General features: G+C 39.5%; 24 protein-coding genes. 19 read left to right on the top strand and 5 right to left on the bottom strand.

Annotated features, from left to right (window positions below; genetic code table 11):
• Window positions 1–5 precede the first annotated feature (5 nt).
• A complete protein-coding gene (locus QA601_05580; GenBank protein ID MDG5814536.1) occupies window positions 6–356 on the bottom strand; it encodes a hypothetical protein in 351 nt (116 codons plus the stop codon).
• A gap of 199 nt (window positions 357–555) precedes the next feature.
• Between QA601_05580 and QA601_05575 the strand changes: the two genes are divergently transcribed.
• The 3 genes from QA601_05575 to QA601_05565 all read left to right on the top strand — a co-directional run bounded on the left by QA601_05575 (window position 556) and on the right by QA601_05565 (window position 1811).
• Complete coding sequence (locus QA601_05575) at window positions 556–1062, top strand: hypothetical protein (protein ID MDG5814535.1); 507 nt, start codon at window positions 556–558, stop codon at window positions 1060–1062.
• A 17-nt stretch (window positions 1063–1079) separates the two neighbouring features.
• Window positions 1080–1340 (top strand): hypothetical protein, encoded by a 261-nt coding sequence (locus tag QA601_05570; protein ID MDG5814534.1) that lies wholly within the window; start codon window positions 1080–1082, stop codon window positions 1338–1340.
• A gap of 261 nt (window positions 1341–1601) precedes the next feature.
• Window positions 1602–1811 (top strand): hypothetical protein, encoded by a 210-nt coding sequence (locus tag QA601_05565; protein ID MDG5814533.1) that lies wholly within the window; start codon window positions 1602–1604, stop codon window positions 1809–1811.
• Between the two features lie 57 nt (window positions 1812–1868).
• Here the strand turns inward: QA601_05565 and QA601_05560 are convergent, their stop codons facing one another.
• From QA601_05560 to QA601_05550, 3 genes are all read right to left on the bottom strand, one after another.
• Entirely contained in the window at window positions 1869–2864 is a 996-nt protein-coding gene (locus QA601_05560) for a peptidyl-prolyl cis-trans isomerase (protein MDG5814532.1), read from the bottom strand.
• A 148-nt stretch (window positions 2865–3012) separates the two neighbouring features.
• On the bottom strand, window positions 3013–5043 hold the full coding sequence (locus QA601_05555; GenBank protein ID MDG5814531.1) for a response regulator: 2031 nt from the start codon (window positions 5041–5043) through the stop codon (window positions 3013–3015).
• Window positions 5044–5147: 104 nt separating this feature from the next.
• Window positions 5148–6173, bottom strand: a complete 1026-nt coding sequence (locus QA601_05550; protein ID MDG5814530.1) for a hypothetical protein — start codon at window positions 6171–6173, stop codon at window positions 5148–5150.
• Between the two features lie 278 nt (window positions 6174–6451).
• Here QA601_05550 and QA601_05545 point away from each other — a divergent pair, with 278 nt between their 5' ends.
• The 8 genes from QA601_05545 (at window position 6452) to QA601_05510 (ending at window position 14014) form a co-directional block, all read left to right on the top strand.
• Window positions 6452–7426 (top strand): UbiA family prenyltransferase, encoded by a 975-nt coding sequence (locus QA601_05545; GenBank protein MDG5814529.1) that lies wholly within the window; start codon window positions 6452–6454, stop codon window positions 7424–7426.
• The gene (locus tag QA601_05540) at window positions 7423–8379 is read left to right on the top strand and encodes a UbiA family prenyltransferase (protein MDG5814528.1); all 957 of its coding nucleotides are present in this window, start codon (window positions 7423–7425) and stop codon (window positions 8377–8379) included. Before QA601_05545 ends, QA601_05540 begins: the two co-directional genes overlap by 4 nt.
• Window positions 8369–9364, top strand: coding sequence for a hypothetical protein (locus QA601_05535; GenBank protein MDG5814527.1), 996 nt, complete (start codon window positions 8369–8371; stop codon window positions 9362–9364). The genes QA601_05540 and QA601_05535 overlap by 11 nt, the downstream gene beginning before the upstream one ends.
• 190 nt (window positions 9365–9554) lie before the next feature.
• Window positions 9555–10709 (top strand): NAD(P)/FAD-dependent oxidoreductase, encoded by a 1155-nt coding sequence (locus QA601_05530; GenBank protein ID MDG5814526.1) that lies wholly within the window; start codon window positions 9555–9557, stop codon window positions 10707–10709.
• 111 nt (window positions 10710–10820) lie between these two features.
• Window positions 10821–11708: an HDOD domain-containing protein gene (locus tag QA601_05525; protein MDG5814525.1), complete on the top strand. Its 888-nt coding sequence runs from the start codon at window positions 10821–10823 to the stop codon at window positions 11706–11708.
• Between the two features lie 26 nt (window positions 11709–11734).
• Window positions 11735–12190: a chemotaxis protein CheX gene (locus QA601_05520; protein ID MDG5814524.1), complete on the top strand. Its 456-nt coding sequence runs from the start codon at window positions 11735–11737 to the stop codon at window positions 12188–12190.
• A 15-nt stretch (window positions 12191–12205) separates the two neighbouring features.
• Window positions 12206–12562 (top strand): response regulator, encoded by a 357-nt coding sequence (locus QA601_05515; protein ID MDG5814523.1) that lies wholly within the window; start codon window positions 12206–12208, stop codon window positions 12560–12562.
• A 150-nt stretch (window positions 12563–12712) separates the two neighbouring features.
• Entirely contained in the window at window positions 12713–14014 is a 1302-nt protein-coding gene (locus tag QA601_05510) for a DUF2254 domain-containing protein (protein ID MDG5814522.1), read from the top strand.
• Here QA601_05510 and sppA (QA601_05505) read toward each other — a convergent pair.
• Window positions 14011–15765, bottom strand: a complete 1755-nt coding sequence (gene sppA / locus QA601_05505; GenBank protein MDG5814521.1) for a signal peptide peptidase SppA — start codon at window positions 15763–15765, stop codon at window positions 14011–14013. The genes QA601_05510 and sppA (QA601_05505) overlap by 4 nt on opposite strands.
• A gap of 605 nt (window positions 15766–16370) precedes the next feature.
• On the opposite strand from sppA (QA601_05505), the gene QA601_05500 reads away from it, so the two are divergent.
• The 8 genes from QA601_05500 to QA601_05465 all read left to right on the top strand — a co-directional run bounded on the left by QA601_05500 (window position 16371) and on the right by QA601_05465 (window position 24376).
• Window positions 16371–18452 (top strand): LysM peptidoglycan-binding domain-containing protein, encoded by a 2082-nt coding sequence (locus tag QA601_05500; protein MDG5814520.1) that lies wholly within the window; start codon window positions 16371–16373, stop codon window positions 18450–18452.
• Entirely contained in the window at window positions 18449–19324 is an 876-nt protein-coding gene (gene sppA / locus QA601_05495; protein ID MDG5814519.1) for a signal peptide peptidase SppA, read from the top strand. The genes QA601_05500 and sppA (QA601_05495) overlap by 4 nt, the downstream gene beginning before the upstream one ends.
• A 152-nt stretch (window positions 19325–19476) precedes the next feature.
• Window positions 19477–19650 (top strand): hypothetical protein, encoded by a 174-nt coding sequence (locus QA601_05490; GenBank protein MDG5814518.1) that lies wholly within the window; start codon window positions 19477–19479, stop codon window positions 19648–19650.
• 239 nt (window positions 19651–19889) lie between these two features.
• Window positions 19890–20843: an ATP-binding cassette domain-containing protein gene (locus QA601_05485; GenBank protein MDG5814517.1), complete on the top strand. Its 954-nt coding sequence runs from the start codon at window positions 19890–19892 to the stop codon at window positions 20841–20843.
• 3 nt (window positions 20844–20846) lie between these two features.
• Window positions 20847–21563, top strand: a complete 717-nt coding sequence (locus tag QA601_05480) for an ABC transporter permease subunit (protein ID MDG5814516.1) — start codon at window positions 20847–20849, stop codon at window positions 21561–21563.
• A gap of 23 nt (window positions 21564–21586) precedes the next feature.
• Window positions 21587–22405 carry a GldG family protein gene (locus tag QA601_05475; GenBank protein MDG5814515.1) on the top strand — a complete coding sequence of 273 codons (819 nt, stop codon included), beginning with the start codon at window positions 21587–21589 and terminating at the stop codon, window positions 22403–22405.
• Window positions 22395–23333, top strand: a complete 939-nt coding sequence (locus tag QA601_05470) for a hypothetical protein (protein MDG5814514.1) — start codon at window positions 22395–22397, stop codon at window positions 23331–23333. The genes QA601_05475 and QA601_05470 overlap by 11 nt, the downstream gene beginning before the upstream one ends.
• Complete coding sequence (locus QA601_05465) at window positions 23333–24376, top strand: DUF4340 domain-containing protein (protein MDG5814513.1); 1044 nt, start codon at window positions 23333–23335, stop codon at window positions 24374–24376. The genes QA601_05470 and QA601_05465 overlap by 1 nt, the downstream gene beginning before the upstream one ends.
• Window positions 24377–24416: the final 40 nt, after the last annotated feature.

The following is a 24416-nucleotide window of genomic DNA, read 5'->3' as shown; positions in this document are numbered from 1 at the left end:
TTAGCCTACTCTATCAATATTTTTATCCTTATTTCCTTCCTCAGGACCGTAATTTTCAGTTTAATACTGTCACAAGGTGAAGAACCAATTATTGCACAGATTCTAATTATGTTTCCTGCAACAGCGTCCTTTTTTATCGCCTTACTATTTGGTTCTGACCGCATATATTTTAGAAAATTTGACTGGAGCACCAAATCGACCTTCATTCTTTGCTCGTCATTGATTTTAGTATCTGTTATATTGATGCTTTCCGGAAGATTCACAATAGGAGAGGTCAATACAATATCACTTATTCCCCGATTTCTCGTTTCATTTATCTGGTTTCCGCCCTCTGTTTTTTTATTCGATCGATTCAAAGCTACTCATAAACCATACCATAGAGCATAAGCGGTACAATTATTTAAAGGTAAAGCCTATATAATTTGCCTCTTTTTAAAATAATTTCTCTGGATTTCCGAAATTTTAAACGTATATTGGTATCATATAGATATAAACCAAAATTCCACGACCAGCTAAAACGATTCACGATTTCACTAAGAAAGATCATTTGCGCTTATGATGAACAGTAATGACCCAGAACTTAATGAAAAGCTACGTGAGGTTTTCCATAGGACTGAAATACTACGCAAGCCCTTGTGTGGCATTGTTTCGGGGTATCACAGTCTGCCCTATATTTTAATTTCCCCAGCAGACGATAATCCTTCGCATACCGTAGAGGTTAACGGGAAAATAAATGTTTCTCCCAAGTTTGTTATTTCCACAAGTGCATTACATGAGACGTTTGGTGAAGTATTTGATCCCGAAACTTTTGATGATACTATAGAGGGAAGAGTTTTTTCTTTTGGGTTTTCAGGTAAAAAAAATCTTAAAGTCGAGAGTGAATATTTCCGTATAAAGGTGTATGAGGAGAGTCCTGAGGAACACTTGAACAGGGTTGAAGATTCTTTAGCACGGCAGGAGGATACACGAACCGGCTTGATCTCCAGCCCCAACTTCAACTACTACCCGGTTTCTATCGACAGGTTCATCTCTGAAATTTTGGACAGAGAATTTAGAATCTAAAATGAGGTTAGTGCACAATGTACGAAAATCCACTATACAGAACCCCAGATGGATTAAAACGCTTTAAGAAAAACCCTTCCGCCCGCAAAAACATTTCAAAACAAGGTGGTAATTTTGATAAAAACAATATTCAACCATCTTCAAGTTTGGATCAGTTTATTGTAAAAAACAGAAAAGCTATTTCATCGCTGAGTCCCCCTAAAAAGCAAATTAGCGAGAAGAGTGCAAAAATTATTGCACTTGCTCTAAAGAGCATGCTTGGCAACAACAACCAATAAAAGTTCATGAGAATGAAAACAATCTTTTTTATACTAAGAGGTGTTGTAACGTTTTATCGTTTTTACATCTCTTTTGTTTGTGCTCTATTAGTGTATCTTTTTGTTTTATCCTCTATTTGGGCACTAGTAGTTATAACTGCTTTATTTCGAGCAATTATTTATGTTGTAGAGAGACGTATAACGATGCTAAAAGTTAACAAGTTGGTTAATTTGCACGCATATAAATTCAAGCAAATTACCGGTCCTTATGGAATTCGAATTATGAATAAAGCAGAGAATGACTATTCTTTAAAGGCAAGTCTTGCAGAAGTATTTGTAACTGACTTAAACACTTTGAGAAAAACTGTTGAAAGTCTGGAGGTTATGGATACACTTTTTAAAGCTGGGATGCGACCGGACAGTGATTCTTATCAACTTCACGATTTAAAACTAAAATATGGAAAGTATCGAATTGAGGAAAGTTCTCAATGAATTTCTAAAATACAGTTTCATTTTGTATGAAACTGTATTTTAGAATTGATAATTCCACTATTCATTTTCAATTGTCTGAACTGGAATACTAATATCAGGTGGAATTAGTGTAGGATCCACATATTCAACATCTGCTTTAGCAATTAATTGATCGATATACCCGTTCAGTAACTTCCCTCGTTTCTGAAAACTTAACTTTGAGCTGATATCTTCTTTTACCTCTTCGAAATCCAGTTGGCGGGCCTCTTCTGTATCTGTTTTCTTCAGTATCAAAAACGCGCGTTCTGCCGAGATAATTTCGCTTACCTCACCTTTTTCTAATGAGAAAAGATTTTCTTCGATATCAGGTCTAAGGTCACCTTTTCTAATCCATCCCATATCTACTCTTGAAAGAGAGGAATACTCTTGTGCAAGTTGCTCAAAATCTTTACCCTCTTTTACTTTTTGGAGCACAGAGGCTGCTTTTTGTCTGGCGTTTTCTTTATCATTTTCTGCGGAATCGGAAAATGATAATACAATTTGTCCAGCGCGTACTCTGGCAGGTGCGGTAAAATTTTCTTTGTTATTTTGATAGTACACCAAAGACTCCTCATCTGTTGTTTCACCCGCATTATCAAAGAGTCTTTTCATAAGAAGTTCTACAGTCATATCTTCTTCAATTTTGTTTTTAATACTTTCCTTAGTCTCGCCTATTTTAGCAAGTTCTTTCTCAAGTTCATCTTCATCAAGTCTTGATGTGACCATTTTGAATGCGGTTTCAACTTGTTCGGGATCAGGACTGATCTTTTCCTTTCTCGCCTCTTCAACCATAAGCTGATTAGCAACCAACTGTTGAGCTACATTCATTCTCATCTGTGTGGGATCATCAAGAATAGACTCCGGTGAAAACTGTAAAAGTTGTTGTCTTAGAATTTCAGTAGCATCACTTATATCCTGATTGGTAATCTCAGTACCATTAACAATTACAACAACTTCAGACTGTTCATTGTTTTTAGAACAGCTTACAATAATCAAAAACAGAACTGTAATTAAGGGCAAAATACTTTTTTTCATATCATTCCAAACGAAAAGGTTAGGTTAAACTATAAAATTGGACAGAAATTAATACCTGCATTGCATTGGTTCAAGTCTTCAAATGTTTTATATCACCTGCACCAGGATCAGTAGATCATTTATTTACATCAGTTTAGCGGGGATAAGGTTATGGGGCCTCTTTTTTTCCGGTTTCGGTTTTGATTTGTTTTAAAAACTTATTTATATCTCCATCGATCCACCGTTTCTTTTCCGCGATTCTCAAAAAAGCTTCGACTACCTGAGGATCGAATTGCCTGCCGCTATTTTCAACGAGGCGTTTAACAGCTTCCTTTTTTCCAAGACTATTCCTATAAGGTCTGTTTGATGTCATTGCCTCATAGGCATCAGCGACATGAAGAATTCGCGCCCCTATAGGGATCTGCTCTTGTTTTAACCCTTCAGGATATCCAGCGCCATTATAGTGTTCGTGGTGATAGAGGATAAGATTGTGCAGATCTTGCAAAAACGGAACATCCTTAACGATATTTGCTCCAAGGGAGCTATGTGTTTTCATTATCCCATTGAATTCTTCATAAGTAAGTGGTCCTGGTTTATTTAGAATATAACCGGGAATGCCAATTTTCCCTATATCATGAAGAAGCCCTGCATCGCGAATAATCCCTACATGTTTTTCTTCAAGTTCCATCTCACGTGCTAAGTCTTCAGCAATATTCATCACATTTTCTGAATGTCCGTGGGTGTATGTATCTTTGGCATCTACTGCAATCGCAAGGGCTTTGATAGTACGAATATAATTTTCCTTCATGTCATTGTATAGTTTTGAATTAGTAAGCGCGATACGAGTTTGACTTACCAGGCTTGATAATAGAGATATTTTTTCTGCGGGGTCGTTTATCTCTCTTGAAGAAGCGAAGTATATAGTTCCAAATCTTAAATCTTCCCAGCTAACTGGTATTATATGTTCAAATGTAAAAGGATAAGTAACGGTAAATGGTCTTTCTTGCTTAAGATCGAGGTGATGTTTTATCACTTTCTTAGGTATAGCTTTCAGTGATGAATTTTTATTATGCTCATCAAGAACTCTTTCACAAATTGTTTCAACGTTCTCTTCAGCGACTTCTCCTCTTCCCCAGTGAAGAAATTCATAGTTTCTTTTTTGCATAAAAAGAAACCCTATAAAATCAATGTGAAAATGCTTTTTAACAGTCTCAAATAAACACCCGATTACATCATACCTATCCACAAGCCCCATCAGTTGTTCAGAATACGTGCTGATAAGTGATAGCTCATCAAGCTTTTGATTGATTGAAGTGTACAGAAAAGCATTATTGATCGCAATACTGGCCTGTGAGGCTAATACATCAATTACACTTAAATCTACAGCACTGAAAGGTTGTTTTTTATCTTTTCTGTTTAAATTCACAACACCTATTACTTCTTTGCCTACCTTTAAAGGAACAGATATCGAAGAGCTTATCTCTTTTCTTTTAAGTTCAATATCGGTACCCGGCACTTTATCGCTGTCGCCAATAAGTATTGGTACAGAACTTTTAAAGACCCATTTGGATATGGTCCACTCACCCATTTCATCCAGTGATGACCTGGTTTTCACGCTACCGATACCTTTTTGGCGTACAATTACAAGTTCATCAGATTCCTTATCATAGAGCTGTATCGATCCACTTACAGCCTGAGCTGTTTCAAGGCAGTGCTCAAAAGTAATATCAAGGAGGTCTTCAATTTTGTGGGTTGTAGTAAGTTTACCTGTAATCTCATGAAGGGAAGCAAGCTCTGAAAGCACATAGTTTTCCCTGACCAGCTTGGTCGAATTGAGTGCCTGGTTGACTTTTTGCAACATCTCCTCAAATTTGAATGGCTTAATAATATAATCATAGGCACCATTTTGAATTGCCTTAATCGCGGAATCCATATCAGGGTGACCGGTAGTGATAATAATTGGGATACTGTTGTTGTTCTCTTTTAACACTTCAAGAAGTTCAATCCCATTCATAGAAGGCATATACAGGTCAATAATAATACAGTTAGGAGATGTATGCTCAAGTATGTGCAGTGCCTGTGTTCCGTTGTTAGCAAGTATCGGTTTATATCCTGCTTTACTCAGATATGTGGCAATCGCACTGCATAAAAGCTGATCATCATCAACGATCAGTATTGTCTGTTCTTCCTGTTTAATCATCTGCAATCTCAAATATGTTTTTTAAAGTTAGCCAGGTATTTGAACAAATCTATTAATAAAAGTTCTGTATTTTAAGACGCTATAACCCTGTCTTCATTATATAATTAGTGCCAGTTATAAGTCACACTCATTTTCCATGTACCTGCAAGCTCATGAGTAAGGTAGGTGAAATCAGCATTTAGCTTATTTTCAAAGAGAATCACCCCACCCCCCATACTAAAATCTCCTCTTTGAAGACCTGCACGCAGAATAACAGTTTCCATAATCGAATACTCAAGTCCGTATCTTCCGGCCCGAATCATTAACCAGGGCTCCTCTCTCAGTGAGACCTGCTGTGGTTCTTCGCTGTCATTACCATCCCACCCTTTATTTATCCCCTCATTTGAGAGCATGTCAGGAGATGTATAAGCAAACAGTAAATGTCCATAAACATAGGGTAATTCCCTACTCCAGGCAAAGCTGAATCTCACATTGGGCTTAGAGTATTCTTTATAGTTATAGCTCCAGTGAACAAAGTTACCGGTGATATTTTCAACCATAAGCCCCAAAGACAGATTAGGATCTTCAGTGCTTAGAACAATTCCGGCATCAAGGCCAATTCCATACCCCATTACTTTTTCAAGCCTTCTTCTCCTGGCGTTTATGGCACCGCCATAATGGAGGTTAAACATCCCCAGCTCATTTCGATGTCCATAGCCTACACGAAGCCATATCTCAGAAACCGAGAAGCGCTCTACATTATCCAGATCGATATTGGTGATATCAATATTTCTGGTGTCTTCTATACCTGGTACATGGAGGTAGGCTAAAGAAACTCCTAAACCTGAATTTTTCGTAAGGGGGGTAGCGTATTGAAGCATGGAATTGTTGTATGCACCGGAGAAGGCATCTGAGTAGGTGAAGATTAGGGTAGTTTTTTCATTTCTGCCCAGATTTGCAGCATTGGAGAGAAGAGGGCCAGTTTCACTTAGTGCAAGATCAGCTCCACTCAGAGCCGCAGAGCGTGCCGAGTAAAACAGCTCTCCCACCATCGTACCATACTCACTACTCTCCCAGGACATGACCGATAATGGAATAAGGAGACAAATTGCACAAATCAAATGAGCTTTTGCCGGATAATTAATCTTCAATGCCGTATCCTGAATAGTTAGATCTCCATAAAAAGCGTAATTGTTAAAAATAACTTGGGTAATCTCTTCTTACAAAAAATTACACCCATTATTTACCTGAAATATATGAGAAGCACTATATTATAATGAATATACTATAAAAAGGCAAAGAGGCAAGCGGCTGCAAGCCTATGGCAATACTTAAAGATGGGTGTATTTTGCGGTGGCAAGTTTTATTTTCATCACTAACCGCATCAGACGGTGCTAGCTACCAGCAACGAAGATAAATAGGAAAAAATTTGGCAGGAACATTGAAAAAAATTCTCGATCTGGTATTCCTACTCAGATTGCCGCTTTTAGCACCTGTATGGACTATTTTAATTCTTGGATGGATTGCAGGTAATGCACAAGCCACCCCCGGCTTTTCTTTTGTACACTCCACTTGCAGCTCACCATTGTGGTTTGCACTAATTGGATTTTCTTTGCTTGTTGCTTCAATTTATGTGGTTAATCAGATCACAGATATAGAGAGTGACCGTATAAATAATAAACTGTTTCTGCTGCCAGATGGATTTATTTCTGTTAAAACAGCCTGGGTTGTAGCCTTATTCTGTATCTTTAGCGGCCTTATGGTTGGTTTTTTTCTTGGAAATGCAATCTTTATGCTCTTTATTATAGCTCTTATCCTTGGATTTCTCTATAATTTACCACCAGTGAGCTTAAAAAACAGAGCCATCGGCGGAGTATTAGCAAATGCACTTGGGCATGGAATAATTACTTTTCTTGTAGGCTGGTTTATAACCAAAAGTGATGCCGTTTTCAGTACCGATCTCTTATACACTGGGCTAATCTCCTCACTTGCTCCTGGGTTTGCAAACGGAGCAGTATTTCTGGCTACAACAATTCCCGATGCACCCGGTGATCTTAAAACAGGGAAAAAGACGTTCTGTGTCTCTTATGGTGAAAAAAAAACAGCCCTTGCAGCGACGATGATGTGTACCCTGGCATTGATATTTTCCTTTTCAATGGAGTATAATAGCTGGGTTATGGCTATCCCCAGTGCAATAAGCCTGTTTTTCTTCATCAGATTTTTTATATTCACCGACTCTGTATCTGCATTCAACTCCTTTAAATGGCCCGTTTTTCTGCTCAGTGCCTGCGTAACTATCTTTGTACCATTTTACGGTATTCTTATTGCCTTTACATTCTTATTGAGTCGTTTTTATTATAAGTGGCGCTTTGGAATAGAGTACCCTACATTTAAAGCAAAATGATAAAAAATAAAACTATTACACATATTATTGACCTGTTTTTCATAACCCGACCAGTCCTTTTAATTCCGGTTTGGGGGTTTAGTGCTTTTGGTATATTTTCTGTAGAAAACACCTTAGCTATACAAGTTAATGTTTTCTCCGCTTTTTTATGCTTACTTTTCTCGCTCTCCGTGGCTTCAGTTTATATAATCAATCAGGTTTGTGATATCGATGCTGATAAAGAAAACGGTGGGTTTCCCCTTCTTGTTAGGGGCAACATACCTGTTTCAAGAGCTACTATTGTTGCGTTGTGTTGTGCAGTGGTGTCTGTTTCAATACCAGTTATTTTACAAAAATACCAGTTGGCATTACTATCCTTACTCGCTCTGTTACTCGGAATACTATACAGTTGTAAACCGACCAGATTTTCCGGCAAGCCATTCCTTGATTTTTTTTCCAACGCCGTTGGTTATGGCGTTATAGCCTTTGGAGCAGGATGGTATATTGCCGGTGAGAGCATCTTTTCATTTCAGTTTATAAATCATGCTCTGCCCTACTTTCTACTGATGTGCTCGGGCTCAATTAGTTCGACTCTTCCGGACATTGAAGGAGACAGAAAAGATGAAAAAATCACTACTGCAGTCTATCTTGGGAAAAGGAATGCTCACATTCTGGCCTTGTTACTATTAATTATTGCTGCTTTTGCGTCAGCATTGCAGAGTCAGTATATCCCATTTTTCTGTGCAACGTTGTCGTTGCCTATTTATGTTTTGTTTTTACTGCACCCAAGTGAGGTCTTCATGGAAGCTACATACAAAATAGGTGGCAGTTTATGTATTGTAGCTTCAGCTTTGGCTGTTCCGGCTCTGTTTGGTGGTGCAACACTTGTATTTGCGGCAACATGGCTGTATTTTCGTAGACGTTACGGTATTATCTATCCATCCCTTATCCCGGTTAACAATAATGAAAAATAGAGTAGTTATATCAGTTGTTTTGTTGCTCTTTATCAGATTAGCAGCATTTGAGCTCACTGAGGAGCGGGTTGCTTACTGTGATAGCATTCTAACCCTTATCCTCAACAGCAATTTTGAAAAAGCACTGTCTCACACCGATGCTGCAATAAAAAAAGATAGCAACGACATCCTTGCAGCGGTTTTACATCTTTCAGCACTTGGGTTAAGAGACCTTGATTATGATGAAATGGTCGATTCAACAGCTTTTCTTAAATCGTTTGAAAGAGCTTGCAGTCTAATTAGCCGTTACCAAAGAGTTCACGGAACCTGCTCTTTGTCTGAAACACTTAAAGGGATGGCTCTGTCGATGCATGCTTCCTTTTACCTAAGAAACCGCGCTTATTTGGCTGCTTACAGCACGGGCATGGATGCCATTCGCACCCTACAAGAAGCCCGGGAGCTAGATCCTTCCAACAAAGATGTAAATTTCTTTCTTGGATTATACGATTATGCAAGAGCAGAACTGAGGCGGAGATTCTGGTGGGTACTTTTCTGGTACCCAGGTGATAAATCCAGTGGTATTGAGCAGCTTGAACAATGTGCCCAGGAAGCACATCTTACCCGATACTCAGCACTACTTGCACTTTCTGATATTTACCTGCAGGAAGATAAACCAGAGAAAAGCCTTGCAATCATCGAAAGACTTTCTCTGAAGTTTCCTGATAGCAGATTTGTTCTGTGGGCTAAAGCAAAATATTACGATGATCAGGGTATGTATGCAAAAGCAGCACAAGTATATGGTATATTATCAAAGTCATATAAATCTGAAGCAATGGGCAGTCATAATAGCATGATGACTGCAAACAAGCAGGCACATATGCTCTATAATGCAGGGAAGCCTGAAGAAGCTGCAAGGGTTTGCAGAGATATTTTAGAGCGAGCAGAGATTCAAAATAACCGTTCATTACGACGTGATACAGAAAGATTATTGAGGAGGGCAAATTGAAGATAAACATCGATTATACAAAATGTGATAAGTGCGGTACATGTATAAGTGTTTGTTGCAGTGATGCACTCATCCTAACAGATGAACTTGAGTGCTGTAATAAAAAGTGTTCTCTTTGTAATCAATGTGTAAAGATCTGTCCCTTTGGGGCTTTAAAGGTTAGCTGATTTTTAAACAGGTGCAGAAAACTATGGAAAACTATGATATCGCAGTTATTGGTGCTGGCCCCGCAGGTGCAATGGCCGCTTTTGCTGCAGCTAATGGAAATAAAAAGGTCTGTCTTTTAGAGCGTAAGGAGCAGGCAGGTATACCTGTTCGGTGCGGAGAAGGTGTTGGACTGAAGGGTATGAGTGTTACTTTTGAGCCCCAAGAGCAGTGGATCAGAAACTCAATTACATCTGCAGCGATGGTTTCGCCTTCAGGTATAAGAGTCGAGATTGGAGACGTAGAGACAAGTTATATCCTTGATCGGGTAGCAATGGATGGCGACCTTGTGAAAAAAGCCATTAAAAACGGAGTACATTATAAGCCCTCTACAGCGATCATTTCACTTAACAAAGACTCTGATGGTAAGTACCTGTGCACAGGTCCCACTGTTTCTCTTAAAGCTTCTATAGTGATAATAGCCGATGGAGTAGAGAGCCGCCTTGCAAGATGTCTTGGCTGGAACACAGCTTTAAAAGCTTCCGATATTGAAACCTGTGCTTTTGCCAAAGTGGTTTCTCCTTTTATTGAAAACTCTTCATGTGTTTTTTATACCGGCAAATCCATCTCACCGGGAGGATATGCATGGGTGTTTCCCAGAGCAAAAGGTGAGGCAAACGTAGGATTAGGTATTTCTGGCAGCTACAGTGAAGCTGGTAAAGCGCAGGAGTTGCTATTAAGCTTTATAGAACAACAGTTCCCACAATCCAGAGTGAGCGATGTGCACTGTGGTGGTGTTCCGGTGGCAAAATGGATGAAACCACTGGTAAAAGATGGGGCGATGCTGGTAGGCGATGCTGCAAGGCAGGTTAACTGTTTGAATGGAGCGGGTATCGCTTACTCACTGTATGCAGGTAACTTAGCAGGAACCATTGCATCCAAAGCTGTAACCGAAAACGGAGTAGACTACTCTGGTTTAAAATTCTATGAAAAAGAGTGGAAAAGACGTTTTGGAAAACAGCAACAACGCTCCTACTCTCTTAAAGAATTCGTTCACGGTTGTGATGATACATTTCTGGATCGTATTGCAAAATCATTGGCCAGAGAAGATCCTTCAAAGATCAATTATCTTCGTGTTTTTACCACCACTTTTGCCCGTAACCCCATTCTTTTTTTCAAGGCTGCAAAATTGTTTAGATAAAAAGCTCCTTTTATCGACCCCGTGAAATTTTGTTATACTTTATGCATTGACTCATTATTGGAAATGATGATATACTAAGGTTTAGATTTAAACATTCGGGGTTCTCATTTTATGAATATATTACAGCGTCTCTCTGCCATTGATAGTATTCCAACACTTCCAGAAGTGGTATTGCGTGTGCAGGCAATGATCGCCAGTGATGAAGGAAATGCGGTTATGCTTTCGCGTATTATTGAGCAGGACCCTGCACTGAGCAGTAAGGTATTAAAGGTTGCTAACTCTTCCCTTTATGGTACATCACAGAGAATAACCTCTATTCCAATTGCAGTGACAAGAATAGGGTTCAATGAGGTAAGTCATATTGCTATCGCAGCAAGTCTTGTTAAGAAGTTTTCACGCAAATCAAACCTTTTGGATTACAAACAATTCTGGCGCCATTCTCTCACCTCTGCTTTTCTTACCAGCATGGTTGCCAGTATAAGTTGTATTGAATTTTCTCCATCACAAAGACAGTCTCTATTTCTCTCAGGGCTTTTGCATGATATTGGAATTCTTATTTATGATCAGTTTTTCCATAAGGAATTTGAGGAGATAATTGATTTTGCGCTTAAAAAGGAGATCTCTTTTCTTGAAGCTGAGCATGCTATAGCACCACGAGAAACCCATGCAGGCTTGGGTGCTGCACTGCTTGAGCTATGGAAGTTTGATCAAAGTGTGACTAGTGGTGTTCGTTTTCACCACTGCCCTAAAAAGGCACCTCTAAAACATAAATCCATAGCCGCTGCTACTTACTTTTCTGAATATATTCTGTGCAATTCAGGACTTGGCTCCTTTGAAGGTCTGATGTCAAACGGGGATAAAGACATCCTCGATTACCTGCAAGTTCCACAGAACTCATTGATAGATTACCTTAAACAGGCAGAAACCGAAGTTGAAAGATCTGATCTGGTTCTTTCATTTAATTCCTCTCAAAACAGTATGCAACTCAGAGCAGTTTAGCCATTTTCTTTGGAGGTAGCAAAGACATGAATGTATCATATATCAACCCTTTTATCAGTTCAACTATCACCTGTTTTAAGACCATGATATTCTTAGACATTAAGCCACAAGCGCCTTTCATTAAGAAAAAACCTCTTCCCAAGTATGATATCTCGGGGGTAATTGGTCTTTCAGGAGATGCCCAGGGGGCTATTTCACTATGCTTTGCCCAACAAGTAGCACTGAAAGTGGTTTCGAATATGGTTGGGGCCGAAATTACCGAACCAGGTCCCGATCTCTCAGATGCTATCGGGGAGATTGCAAACATAGTGGCCGGTTATGCAAAACGGGATTTAACCAGTTTAAATCTTTCTATATCTTTGCCCAATATTATTATAGGAAATCACGTACTAACAGGTCAAAGCGGTGCACCTACTATAATTGTACCGTTTACTTCCAAACTCGGTGAGTTTGCTATGGAAGTTTCTTTGAAAACCAAATAAGGAGTGTTTTGTAATATGAAAGTATTACTCGTAGATGACTCCGCAACTATGCGAAGAATTCAAAAAACCCAAATCACCAGTCTTGGTATTACCGATATAGTAGAAGCTGGTGATGGAGATGATGCTTTTAAAAAGCTCAAAAGTGCTATGCCCGTCGATCTAATACTACTGGACTGGAATATGCCAGTAATGGATGGGCTGACTTTTTTAAAAAAAATTCGCGGCATTGCTGAGTATAAAGATGTTAAGGTGATTATGTGTACATCAGAATCGGAAAAAACCCGTGTGATAGAAGCACTGAAAAGTGGAGCTAACAATTATATTGTAAAACCATTTACACCAGACGCACTAAAAGAAAAACTGGGGATTTAAACTATAGGTATGGTTTCCAGCGCGTACCTTTAGTATGTACGCGCGCTTGAAAAAAACATTCTTCTTCTCCCCTTTTGGCAAACATTTTGCTTTTCCGTATCTCTTCCTGGAGTATATTGAACACTATAAAACAGTAAGGGGACATGTCCTATGTTCGCCAGAATTCGCGATTTTTGGTTCTGGCTACAGCAAAGTCCCTGGTATATTCCTGCTTTTCTCACAGTACTTGCCCTCTTTATAGCAGTTCTTATACTTAGTCTTGACTTTTGGATAATTCAAAATGAAGAGCTCCTCTATCCGCAAATACTACTCAGCGCCAGCCCCGAAAGCGCCAGGTATATATTATCCAGTATTGCAAGCACAATGATCACTGTGGCAGGAGTTGTCTTTTCAATTTCCGTAGTAGCAGTATCGCTTGCTTCATCACAGTTTGGGCCCAAAGTACTTCCCAATTTTATGGGCGACAAATCTAACCAGATAGTACTGGGGTCCTTTATTGCGACATTTCTTTATTGTCTTTTAATTTTGCGTGAAATTCCCGATGATGTCAGTCAGGCATTGCCTACAATAGCAATCAATACCGCATTACTGGCGGTCATAATAAATACCGGATTTTTAATCTATTTCATTCATCACATTCACCGTTCAGTACAGATAGATACCATTATTGCGGAAACAGCACATGAAACTGAAACTGTGATTAAAAGACTCTATTTCCGAAATGCAGAAAGTGGTATTAGCTATAATCCCGACATTTTTTCGTGGAAAGAGATAAGAGCAAAGAAAGATGGATACCTGCAGGATTATGATGAACACAGCCTCGTGCATATTGCAAATAAACATGAGCTGATACTTGAGATACTTCCTAAACCCGGGCAATTTATACTTAAGGGTAATATACTAGTAAAAATAAGTAAAACTACAGATGAAAAAACACAGCGCCAAATAACTTCGCAAATCATTACCGGAACACATAGGCTACCCATAAAAGACATTCTTTATGACATGGACCAATTTGTGCAAATAGCAACACGTTCTTTACCGCCGGTCACAAACGACTTCTATACAGCACTAATTTGCCTGGATCGCTTAAGTGCAGCAATTAATACAATCGCTCAAACCCCTCCCCCATCACCGTTTTTTTTAGATCAGAATGGGGCTGTAAGGCTGGTTGTTAAAACTTTCAGTTTTGGAGAGATTGTATATAATGCGTTTGAACCGATAATCAGAATAAGCAGTGACTCACCCGAAGTCATTATACATCTGATCCACTCGCTTTATAAAATTGCTCAGCAGTGCAGCAGAAATGAATATCTCTTAATCTTAAAGGATATAGGAACCCGGTGTTGCCAAATTAGTAGCACTATGAGAGCCGATGCTAAAGATTCTTTATCCATGTCCTGCGATCAATTATTTACATTTATCGACAGCAAAGTTATAACAGATCACTAATACACTATTGGTTCGTTCATATAAAGGATACCCCTGAGATCCCCTTTACCCAAAACACCTTCTTTTATAAGATCCGTTACATTGCCACTTTCAAGCAACTCTAATTCCGTCCCTCTCTGTTCACTGCTCTCTGGAGTTCTACCAGTAAGTTGTTCAAGAAGGGTTTGCGGCTCAGGAAAAATTTTAACACGCACTGGTTTATCTACAGGTATCCCCATAACGCTTTTTGCTATGTTGAAGGCTGCAGGAAAACCTCCAAGAGTATCGATTAGTCCATTATGGAGCGCTTCTGTACCGGTGTAGACCCGTCCCCTCGCAACTTGCTCTACCTTTTCTCTTTCCATATTTCTGCCTTCAGCCACTTTAGTAACAAAATCATCGTACACTCTATCAAGCCATGAATTCACGTACTCCCAATTTTGCTCGGTATAGGGATGAAGGGGTGACCACAATACTGCATTCTCACTGGTTCGCACATCATCAAATGTTATACCGAGTTTATTAAAAAAGCCTCTGGTTACCACTTTACCACCCACTACTCCTATAGAGCCCGTAATTGTTGAAGGGTGAGCGACTATTTTTTCAGCATCCATGGCAATGAAATAGCCCCCAGATCCTGCAACGGCTCCCATACTTGCTATTACAGGTTTCCCGGCTTTTCTGGCTTGTACCGTTTCTCTCCAAATTTTATCTGAAGCAACATAAGAGCCCCCCGGACTGTTGATCCTCAAAACAATAGCACCGACATCATTATCTCTAACGGCAGCCCTGATCGCAGCAGCTACTGTTTTTGCTCCCAAAAGCCTCTCACCAGTAAAAGGATTGGATCTGCTTTTTCCTCTAACAATTGCTCCATCAGCATAAATTAAGGCAATAGCTTCCCCGCGCCTGTTTTGTGGCAACCGGTTGATATATTTCTGTGCAAAAAGGAACCGGACATTTTCACCCGCTTCTTCCCTTATTCGGGTAAATGCTGCATCTCTGTACCCTAGTTCATCGACGAAATTATGCTCAAGAGCTTGCTGAGCCCCAAATGGTCCCTCTTTTATAAGGTTTCTAAGGGTTTGTTCATCAAAGTCACGATCAGCCGCTATATCTCTAACCATCACAGATAAAATAGAATCAGTAATACTTTCGGCCACCTCTCTCTGTTCATCTGTAAACCCTCTCTCTGTGTATAAATATTGAGCAGTTTTATACTCCTCCCGGCCCGTAATTTGGGCCTGGACATCAAGTTTCTCCAGAGTTTGTTCAATAAACGGAGATTGGGATAAAAGTCCTGTAAGACCAAGTTCCCCTGAAGGTTGCAGGTATATTGCATCAAATGAAGAAGCCAGATAGTATAAACTATTGCCCGGTCCAAACTCTCCAAATGTTTCAGCATAGGCAATGGCTCTCTTACCAGATGTCCGAAACCTTTTCACTGCATCACGGATTTCCTGCACATCACCATACCTAAATGGCCCACCATCAATACGTGCAATCACAGCGCGTACCCTGTTATCTTGGGCACCAGTATCCAATGCCTCCACAATCTCTCTGATCCTTAAACGTTCACCTCTGATCAGCCTGTTTACCGGGCTCGGTGGTGGTGATTCAACCAAACCAAGGCCAAAATCAATTTCAAGTACCGTTTCCGGATAGATTCTATCCCTTGTGTGTCGTGTATAAATACCAAAAACAATGAAAATAATCACAGTAATAAGAGTAACAGCACCTATGACTGCAAGCACTTTTGTAAGTACATGCATTTTACACTCCTTTGATTTCTTTTTCTGGGTCCTCTAAAAGCCGGAAAAAAAACTGATGTATTTAATATATAATCTGAACGATCCCAGTGAACAGCTAAATCGATATAGAGAACATCCTAAAAGTTTCGATTCATTTTCCTGTAATTCATTGATATAAAACAGCCACAAAATACTGGGGGTTTTAAGACTTGAAATACCATCTATTGTTGTGTATACTGAGTCTTAAGTTACAACGAAGCACTATTTAGGAGTGAAAAGCATGCAGTTTCTCAAAACCTCCTGTACACAATGCCCTCACCAAAGTAAGTGTTCCAAAAAAACTAGAATTTATGTAAATTACTGTGATTCAAAGCGAAAAAACGTTCTTGAAGAGATAAAATGGGCTGAAAAAAAGTGTAAAAGTTTTAACCCGGTATTATACAGAACAAACAAACAAAATTTTCAGTTAAAAGATTTTTATTAAACTATTTTCATGATACTTACTTGTTCTTGCTTCTAAGTATATAACATGATGTAATTTTATAATTCAGGTATTTGTGATTTATTTAAATGCAGATAGCTGTAATCTAATTTAACTGTTTAACAAAATATTTTTAGTAGGATTTATGCAAAATTTTTCTTTTGGCAGAACTTTGCTGGTACTGCCCGTTATACTACTGGCAGGATGTGCATCAGCTCTTAAAGAACAGTATACTGAAGATGTTGCCGCCCCAGAGCCCAAAGTAATAGAAGAAGTAGAGATAATCGACTCACACCTCGATTCTACTGAAAAATATCAGGAGAAGGTAGAAAGTGCTAATATCGATGAGCTTCTTAGGTATGCCCGGAAGAGTTATCAAAACGAGGAGTTTAAAAAAGCTGATTCTGTATTAAAAGAAACAATTGATCTTATTCGGATAGGAATAGATTATGCGGATATGAGCTGGTTTCCTCTGGAGGCATATCTTGATGATATTGTTTATATATACAGTAATGAAATGCCCGAAGAATTTGCTGTCCCCGAGATGATTTCGGTGCTCTACTTTAAAAAACGCTTACTCTCTACCCTCGATACTCTTGAAGTACAACCCGAGGATAGCATAATTTTACACAAGCTTTCGAGTCAAAGCGAAGTTAGTTATGACATTCCAATTGTCTGGAATTCAAGAGTGAAACGCTCACTTTTATTTTTCATGAGAAGCCGCAGAGGCATTTTTGATCGTTGGCTTAAGCGCGCCGGATACTACCTACCTGTAAAGAAACAGATGTTTAAGGATGCGGGATTGCCACAGGATCTTGCCTATTTACCTATTCTTGAAAGTGGGTTTAATCCTGTGGCTTACTCCCCTGCTCATGCTGCCGGAATCTGGCAATTCATTCCTTCTACCGGTAGAGTATACGGCTTGCGCCAAAATTATTGGATTGATGAACGAAGAGATCCCTTAAAAAGTGCCGATGCAGCTATACGTTACCTGTCAAAATTGTATAACGATTTTAATCATTGGTATCTCGCTCTTGCAGCGTATAACTGTGGTGAGGGCAGGCTTGGCAGAGCAATCAGAAATGCTTCCAGTGATGATTACTGGGGTTTATCTTTACCAAGAGAAACAATGAACTACGTTCCTCTTTACCTTGCCTCACTGATTGTAGCCAAAAATCCCGATGTATTTGGTTTCACTTATGAAGAGGATTTTGTTTTTGATAGAGACACGGTCTATGTTCATGAGTGTATAGAACTATCTACAATCGCAGAAGGCATAGGTATTGAGCTGGATACTTTAAGGAGAATTAATCCACATATCCTTCACTGGAGTACACCACCAGATATGTCAGATGTACTTCTTTATTTACCTAATGGGTACGCTGAAACATTTAGAGAATTTATTAGTGACTTACCTGACGAGAAAAAGGTACGATGGTACAGATACCGAATCCGCAGAGGTGATAACCTTATTGCTATTGCCAGAAATTTTGGTGTAACAGTTGAGGCAATCAGGAGTGTAAACAGGCTAAGAACCAACAGAATTATCGCAGGAAACCACCTATATATTCCACTTCCTGCTGTTGGTAAAGAAACAGCACAAAGAGCATCTACGCCTCAACAAAGAAGCCCTTCAGGGGGACAAACTGAAGGAGCACAAAGAATAACATATAGAACAAGACCTGGTGATACTCTTTGGCGAATCGCACAACAATTCGGTGTCTCTGTACAGGACATCTGTGATTGGAACAATTTAGATAATCCAGAACAACTTGGTTTAGAGCAACGTCTAATTATTTATCGTTCTGCACCTGTTAGAAGCCAAAACACTACTTCAACTTCCGATTCAGAAATGGCGGAGTATGTTGTAAAAAGCGGCGACTCCCCCTACTCCATAGCTAAAGATCTTGGAATAAGTCTCAGTGATCTTTTAAAGGCCAATAATTTCAGTTCCCGTAATCCAAGTATTTTTCCCGGAGATATTCTTTACTATGAGAAATCGAAAGCATCTGCTTCTCCCAGTGCCACTCCTGAAACCAGCAGCGAGAGCGAAGATTCCAAGCAGATTATATATTACCAAATAAGACAAGGTGATAACTTATGGAGGATTTCTAACCTCTTTGATATCTCATTAGAGAGGTTGTATGAATTAAACGATCTCCAGCAGGATGCTGTTTTAATGCCAGGTGATACTATCAAAGTGATTCGCACAGGAGATACCAGGTGAAATTTCAAAAATATATCATTGCACTGGTGATCTTTTTTCCCATCATATTTGGAATTATAATTTCCTTAAGCCCTAACCAACACAGTGTCAAAAGCTCATCATCACTAAGGAAACTGGGTCTTGTCAGAATTAACGGTGTAATCACTGAATCCGAAAGTGTGGTGCAGGAGCTAAAATCCTTTCGCCTTGACCCAAGCATTGCAGGAGTGTTACTCAGGATTGATTCACAGGGTGGTGCAGTAGCTCCGTGTCAGGAGATATACAGTGAGATAGTTAGATACAAAGAAAGCGATAAACCCGTAGTGGTAAGTATGGGAGCTATTGCCGCTTCCGGGGGGTATTATATAAGTGCTCCTTCAAGTAAGATCTTTGCCTCACCAGGAACCTTAACCGGTTCAATCGGCGTTATTTTTACTTCTCCTGAAACAAAAGAATTGACAGATAGATTGGGTATAGGCTTCCGAACGATAAAAAGTGCAGAATATAAGGATATCGCCAGTCCTCACAGGGAGATGACCCATTACGAAGAAGGGCTGCTTCAGGAATTGTTGCACGATACTCATGATCAGTTTATCACTGATATTGCCAGTTCACGTGATCTTGAGCTCAGTGAGGTAAAATCCCTTGCTGATGGCAGTATTTTTACTGGTCGGCAGGCATTGAATAAAAATTTAATTGACACACTTGGAGGTTTTGAGGACGCACTTGGCTATCTGCAAAAATTAACAGGAGTTCCTGAAGGAACCAGACCGGTAGAGAATCTCAAACAACGTTCTTTATTCTCACGCATAATAACCGAAACCGTACAAGATATTCTTCCATTCTCATCATCTTTTTTCCAACCTACCGGGCTATATTACAAGCTTAAATAGGATTTTTTAGGTAAAAACCCCATAAAAAAGCGAAAAAGACTGGCGCAAACACGCTGTCAATTATGATATTATGATGCGGGTACAAACCATGCGCCCTATTAAAAACGTAAAACTTTCAATCCCTTTTCAATTATCTTCTCCAAGGAGGAACAATGAGTCTTCAGGAATTTTTAAATGAAGTTGAAATACTCAAAGAGGAATACGAAAAATTTGAACGTGGCAATAAATCAGCTGGAACACGTGCAAGAAAAAGTCTTCAAAGCATTAAGAAAATGGCCCAGGATTTAAGAATTCAAATCCAGGAAGCCAAAAAGAACGAGGAATAAAACTTAGATAGTAACACAAGTCTATACCTCATTGATTATCGGGGGGATATAGCAACATCCCCTCTAAAATCAAAAAAAAACATCTTCTTACAATAATCCAGAGTACAAGACGTATTTAGAACCAAAAAAGAAGAACGGTTCTGAAATCAAAAAGTGTTCTTATTGATTCTCTGGAATAAATCCTCAGAACAAGTTCTTATCACATCAATTCACCTTAGCTCATCCAACGGTGGTACTTTATGCAAGCAAATGATAGTGCGTTCATGTTGGAGGTGCAAAACCTTCACAAAAAGTTCGGAGAGGTTCACGCCGTAAAGAATCTGAACTTTCACATCAAAAAGGGTGAAGTATTTGGATTCCTTGGACCCAACGGCGCTGGTAAAACGACAACGATGCGTATTATTACCTGCTTTATTCCCCCAACCAATGGCACAGTTCTGGTAGATGGGACTGATACCAGCCAAAACAACCTACAGGTCAGAAAAAAGATAGGGTATCTTCCTGAAAACACCCCTCTTTACCCCGACATGACCGTAAAAGAATATCTAAATTTTGTAGGAGAGATAAGAGGCCTAAAAGCAGGCGTTTTAAAAAGAAGAATAGATGAGATGTTTACCATCTGCAACATCTCTCAAATGTCTGGGCGTCAGATTGGGAAACTCTCTAAGGGGTATCGCCAACGTGTGGGTCTTGCTCAGGCAATGATGCACGATCCGGACTTATTAATCCTAGACGAACCGATGTCCGGACTTGACCCGAATCAGATTGTTGAGATCAGAAATTTGATCAGAAGAATTGGAAAAGAAAAAACAGTGATCTACTGTTCCCATATTCTCTCCGAGGTTAGTGCAACTTGCGATAGATTACTTATAATAAATGAAGGATCAATTGTAGCGACCGGTACACCCGATGAGCTTACACACGGATCTGAAGGCGGTAGCCGTTATATGCTTAAGATTAAGGGAGAGAAGGAAACAATCAGATCCACCATGTCCCAATTACCCAACATCAACACCGTCTCTTTCGATGCTTCTGATGGGGAGTGGAATAATGTTGAAGTGCAAGGAAGCAATAAAGAGGAGATAGGTGAAGAGTTGTTTAAATGTGTTGTTGATAATGGTTGGAGTCTTGCGGAACTCAGAAAAGAATCTGCAAGCCTTGAAGAGGTGTTCACTCAACTAACAAGGGGTTAATTCATGAATACGGTTCTGGCGATTTTTAAAAAAGAATTTGTTTCATTTTTCATATCGCCTATTGCTTATATATTTATAACTGTTTATCTTGCTGTAACCAATTTTTTATATTTTCAGACGTTCTTTCTTGTTAACCAAGTGGAGATGAGATCCTATTTCAGTCTGCTCCCCTGGGTTTTTCTTTTTCTGGTACCAGCTATTACAATGAGAAGCTGGGCAGAAGAGAAGAAAGTTAAAACTCTTGAGCTTCTTCTGACATGGCCAGTAAGTGATGTTCAGGTAGTTTTAGGTAAATTTTTAGCAAGTTTCAGTTTCCTTGCCATTGTAATTTTACTGTCCCTTACAATACCTGTAACATTAATGATTTTGGGTAATCCTGATCCAGGCCCTATTATTGGTGGTTATTTAGGGGCAATATTAATGGGGGCCGCCTATTTATCGATAGGGCTCTGGGTTTCTTCACATACAGAAAATCAGATCGTGGCTTTTATCTTAGGACTTGTAGCAATTTTCATTTTAATAATGATCGGAAGTCCTTTTATGACTTTAAGGATGCCTTCAGCTATGGTTCCCATTTTAAGCCATCTAAGCCTCGCCAATCATTTTGAAAGCATTGAGCGCGGAGTTATTGACAGTAGAAACATTATTTATTACCTGTCAGTAATTGGATTTTTTCTATTTCTGAATGTACAATCACTTGGTAGCAGAAAATACGAATAAAACACTGGAGACGGATAATAATTATGGAAAATAAAAAATTTAAAAACCGTACTGAGCTGTCGATCTTTATCGCTGCAGTCTTAGCCGTTCTGGTGGCTCTCAACTATCTCTCTACACGGTATTTCACTCGTATCGACATGACTGAATCAAAACAGTATAGCGTTTCAGAGCCAACCAAACGAGCTTTAAGGGAGCTTAATGATCTGGTAAATGTTAGAGTGTTTTTATCAAAAAACCTTCCCTCTCATATGCACCAGACTGTAGCAACTATTAAAGACTTACTTTCTGAGTACAAAGCCTACTCAGGGCCAAATCTGAGGATCACCTACGAAGATCCCGCAGATGACCAGCAAATACGTCAGGCTGCACAGTCACTTGGAATTCCTGAAGTTCAAATTCAGTCGTTTGACAGAGATAAGGCCCAGGTAATGAACGGGTATCTTGGATTAGCTATCCTTTTTGAGGATAGGAGTGAATCTATCCCTGTAATACAAAACCTGCATAATTTGGAATATGATCTTACACAGGCAATTATGCGAGTGGTTCGTACTGAGGTTCCTACTGTAGGAGTTCTCGATACTGAAGGTAATTCTATGCCTATGCCCCAAATGCACCAACAAGATCCAAATCCTCCATCATCGATTCAACAACTATACACCCCTTTGTTTGAAGGATTAAAAGAAAACTACACAGTTGAAACTGTTGAGTTAAGTGATGGCAATCCTGTTGACAGCAAGATAAGAACACTTATCGTTCCCGGAGGCTCTGAGTTTGACCAGAAAACGCTTTATGCACTTGATCAGTTCTTTATGAGGGGGGGGGAATTTGATCGTGATGGCTGATGCGGTGGATGTCAGCTTTCAACATGGAGTAATGGGACAAGTCAAAGAAACCCCTATTTTAGACTTATTAGAACATTATGGTGTACGTGTAGAGCGTAATCTTGTTCTTGACCCTTCATGTGGTCAGGTTCAAATTCCACAGAACTTTGGACCATTTAGCATGCATGTTAACGTTCCCTATCCCTACTTTGTACGTGTAAGGGGCGATGGATTTAACGAAACAAATCCTGCCGTATCATCCCTTGCTGATGTAGTGCTACCATGGGTAAGCTCTTTGACCATTCCAACAGAAGATGATCCTGAAAGTGATATTAAAGCAACAGCTCTGGCTTCATCAAGTAAAGAAAGTTGGATCGCAGAAGGTTTCTTTAATTTGAACCCCCAACAGGATTGGGTACCGCCGGATGAAGACAAAACCTCACCACATATTTTAGCTGCACACTTATCAGGAAGTTTCAATAGTTATTTTGACGGAGAGATCACCACAACCTCAACTGAAACCCAAATAAGTGACGATGACAAACTAAGCCAGATAAATCTGTCTGCAGCATCCGCAAGTGATGTATCCTATCCCTTTGTTAGTTCTAATGAAAATGCAAATCTTGTTGTAATTGGTGATGCTGATTTTGTCTCTGCCGAAAATGCATCCAAAAATAATCTCACGTTAATGTTAAACCTTGTAGATTGGCTTACACTCGATAACAACCTTATTGATATTCGTTCCCGTGCGATCAGGGACAACTCTATTACCAGCGATCTCATTGGCGAAGGATCGTTTGCGCCTAACCTGATAAGGATAACAAATATTGTTTTAATGCCAGCAATTATGATTATCATCGGATTATTTATCTTTTACAAACGTAGAGAAAGAATTGCAGTACCTGTTACTGTTAAAACAAGTGATGTTAAAAAGGAGGATCAGGCATAATGAATAGAAAGACACTGCTTGCTTTAAGTGTGCTTATAATCGTTATTCTGATTATAGTCGTTTCGGAAAAACTAAGCAACACCAGACCACCTGAGCACAGTTTGCGATTTTTTCCGGGTCTTAATGAAAACTCTATTTCCCAAATTTCGATACAGGGTAATCAAAGTTCTGTTAAACTTACGAGGGACAACAACACCTGGAAAGTTAAACATACAGCAGAGCATAAAGATCCAGATGAATCAACAGAGGGTTTTATTGCTGATGATCAAACACCCGTATATCGTGCTGACAGTGCAGCGGTTCAAACAATTCTCGAAAAAATTGTACACCTTAGAAGAGATGTGCTGGTATCTGAAAATCCAGATAACCAGCCACTGTTTGAAGTGGATAGCGAATCGGGAATACATGTTCAAGTGTGGGACCGTTCTAAGAGCCTCCTAGGTTCCTTTTACATCGGCAAAAGTGCTACAGACTGGACCAGCCATTATGTACGTTTGGCAGGTTCTAATTCGGTGTATACAGTTCCGGGGGGAATTAGAAGCTCCTTTTTTAGTGACTTGAACAGATGGAGAGATAAGCGGATTTTGAGCTTTGATGAGAACTTTGCCTCACGTATTTCTATTTCCGGATCGGGGATAGATGAAGATATTGTTCTTGATAGAACAGAAAACCACTGGAACATTAATGAACCTGTTGAGCATTACGCCGCTCAGGACAGTGTACAGAATATGTTATCAGTACTATCTTCGCTGAATGCCACCGGTTTTGAAAACGAGATCAAGGACAAAGACAAGCTTGGACTCTCTCAACCATACTTAACCGTCTCTGTTGACCTGGCCACAGGCACAAGCCACAGTATTGTAATAGGAGCAGAAAAGGAAGATTCTAACAATCGCTTTATTATGTCCGACATAAGAGATGATGTTTTTCTTATCTCAAGCAACAACCTAAGTACTATTTATGCTGATATCGAAAGCTTAAAATCTGATCATCCCCCGGTTGAAGAACCAGTTGAGGAAATGGATTTTAGTATAGCAAATTAGCACTAGCAATAGTAAATACAAAGAAACCAAGCTCAAAGAG

It is taken from the genome of Chitinispirillales bacterium ANBcel5, from assembly GCA_029688955.1.
Classification (GTDB): Bacteria; Fibrobacterota; Chitinivibrionia; order Chitinivibrionales; family Chitinispirillaceae; genus Cellulosispirillum; species Cellulosispirillum alkaliphilum.
The sequence above is the reverse complement of the archived record's forward strand: the minus strand, read 5'-3'. Positions and strand labels throughout refer to the sequence as shown.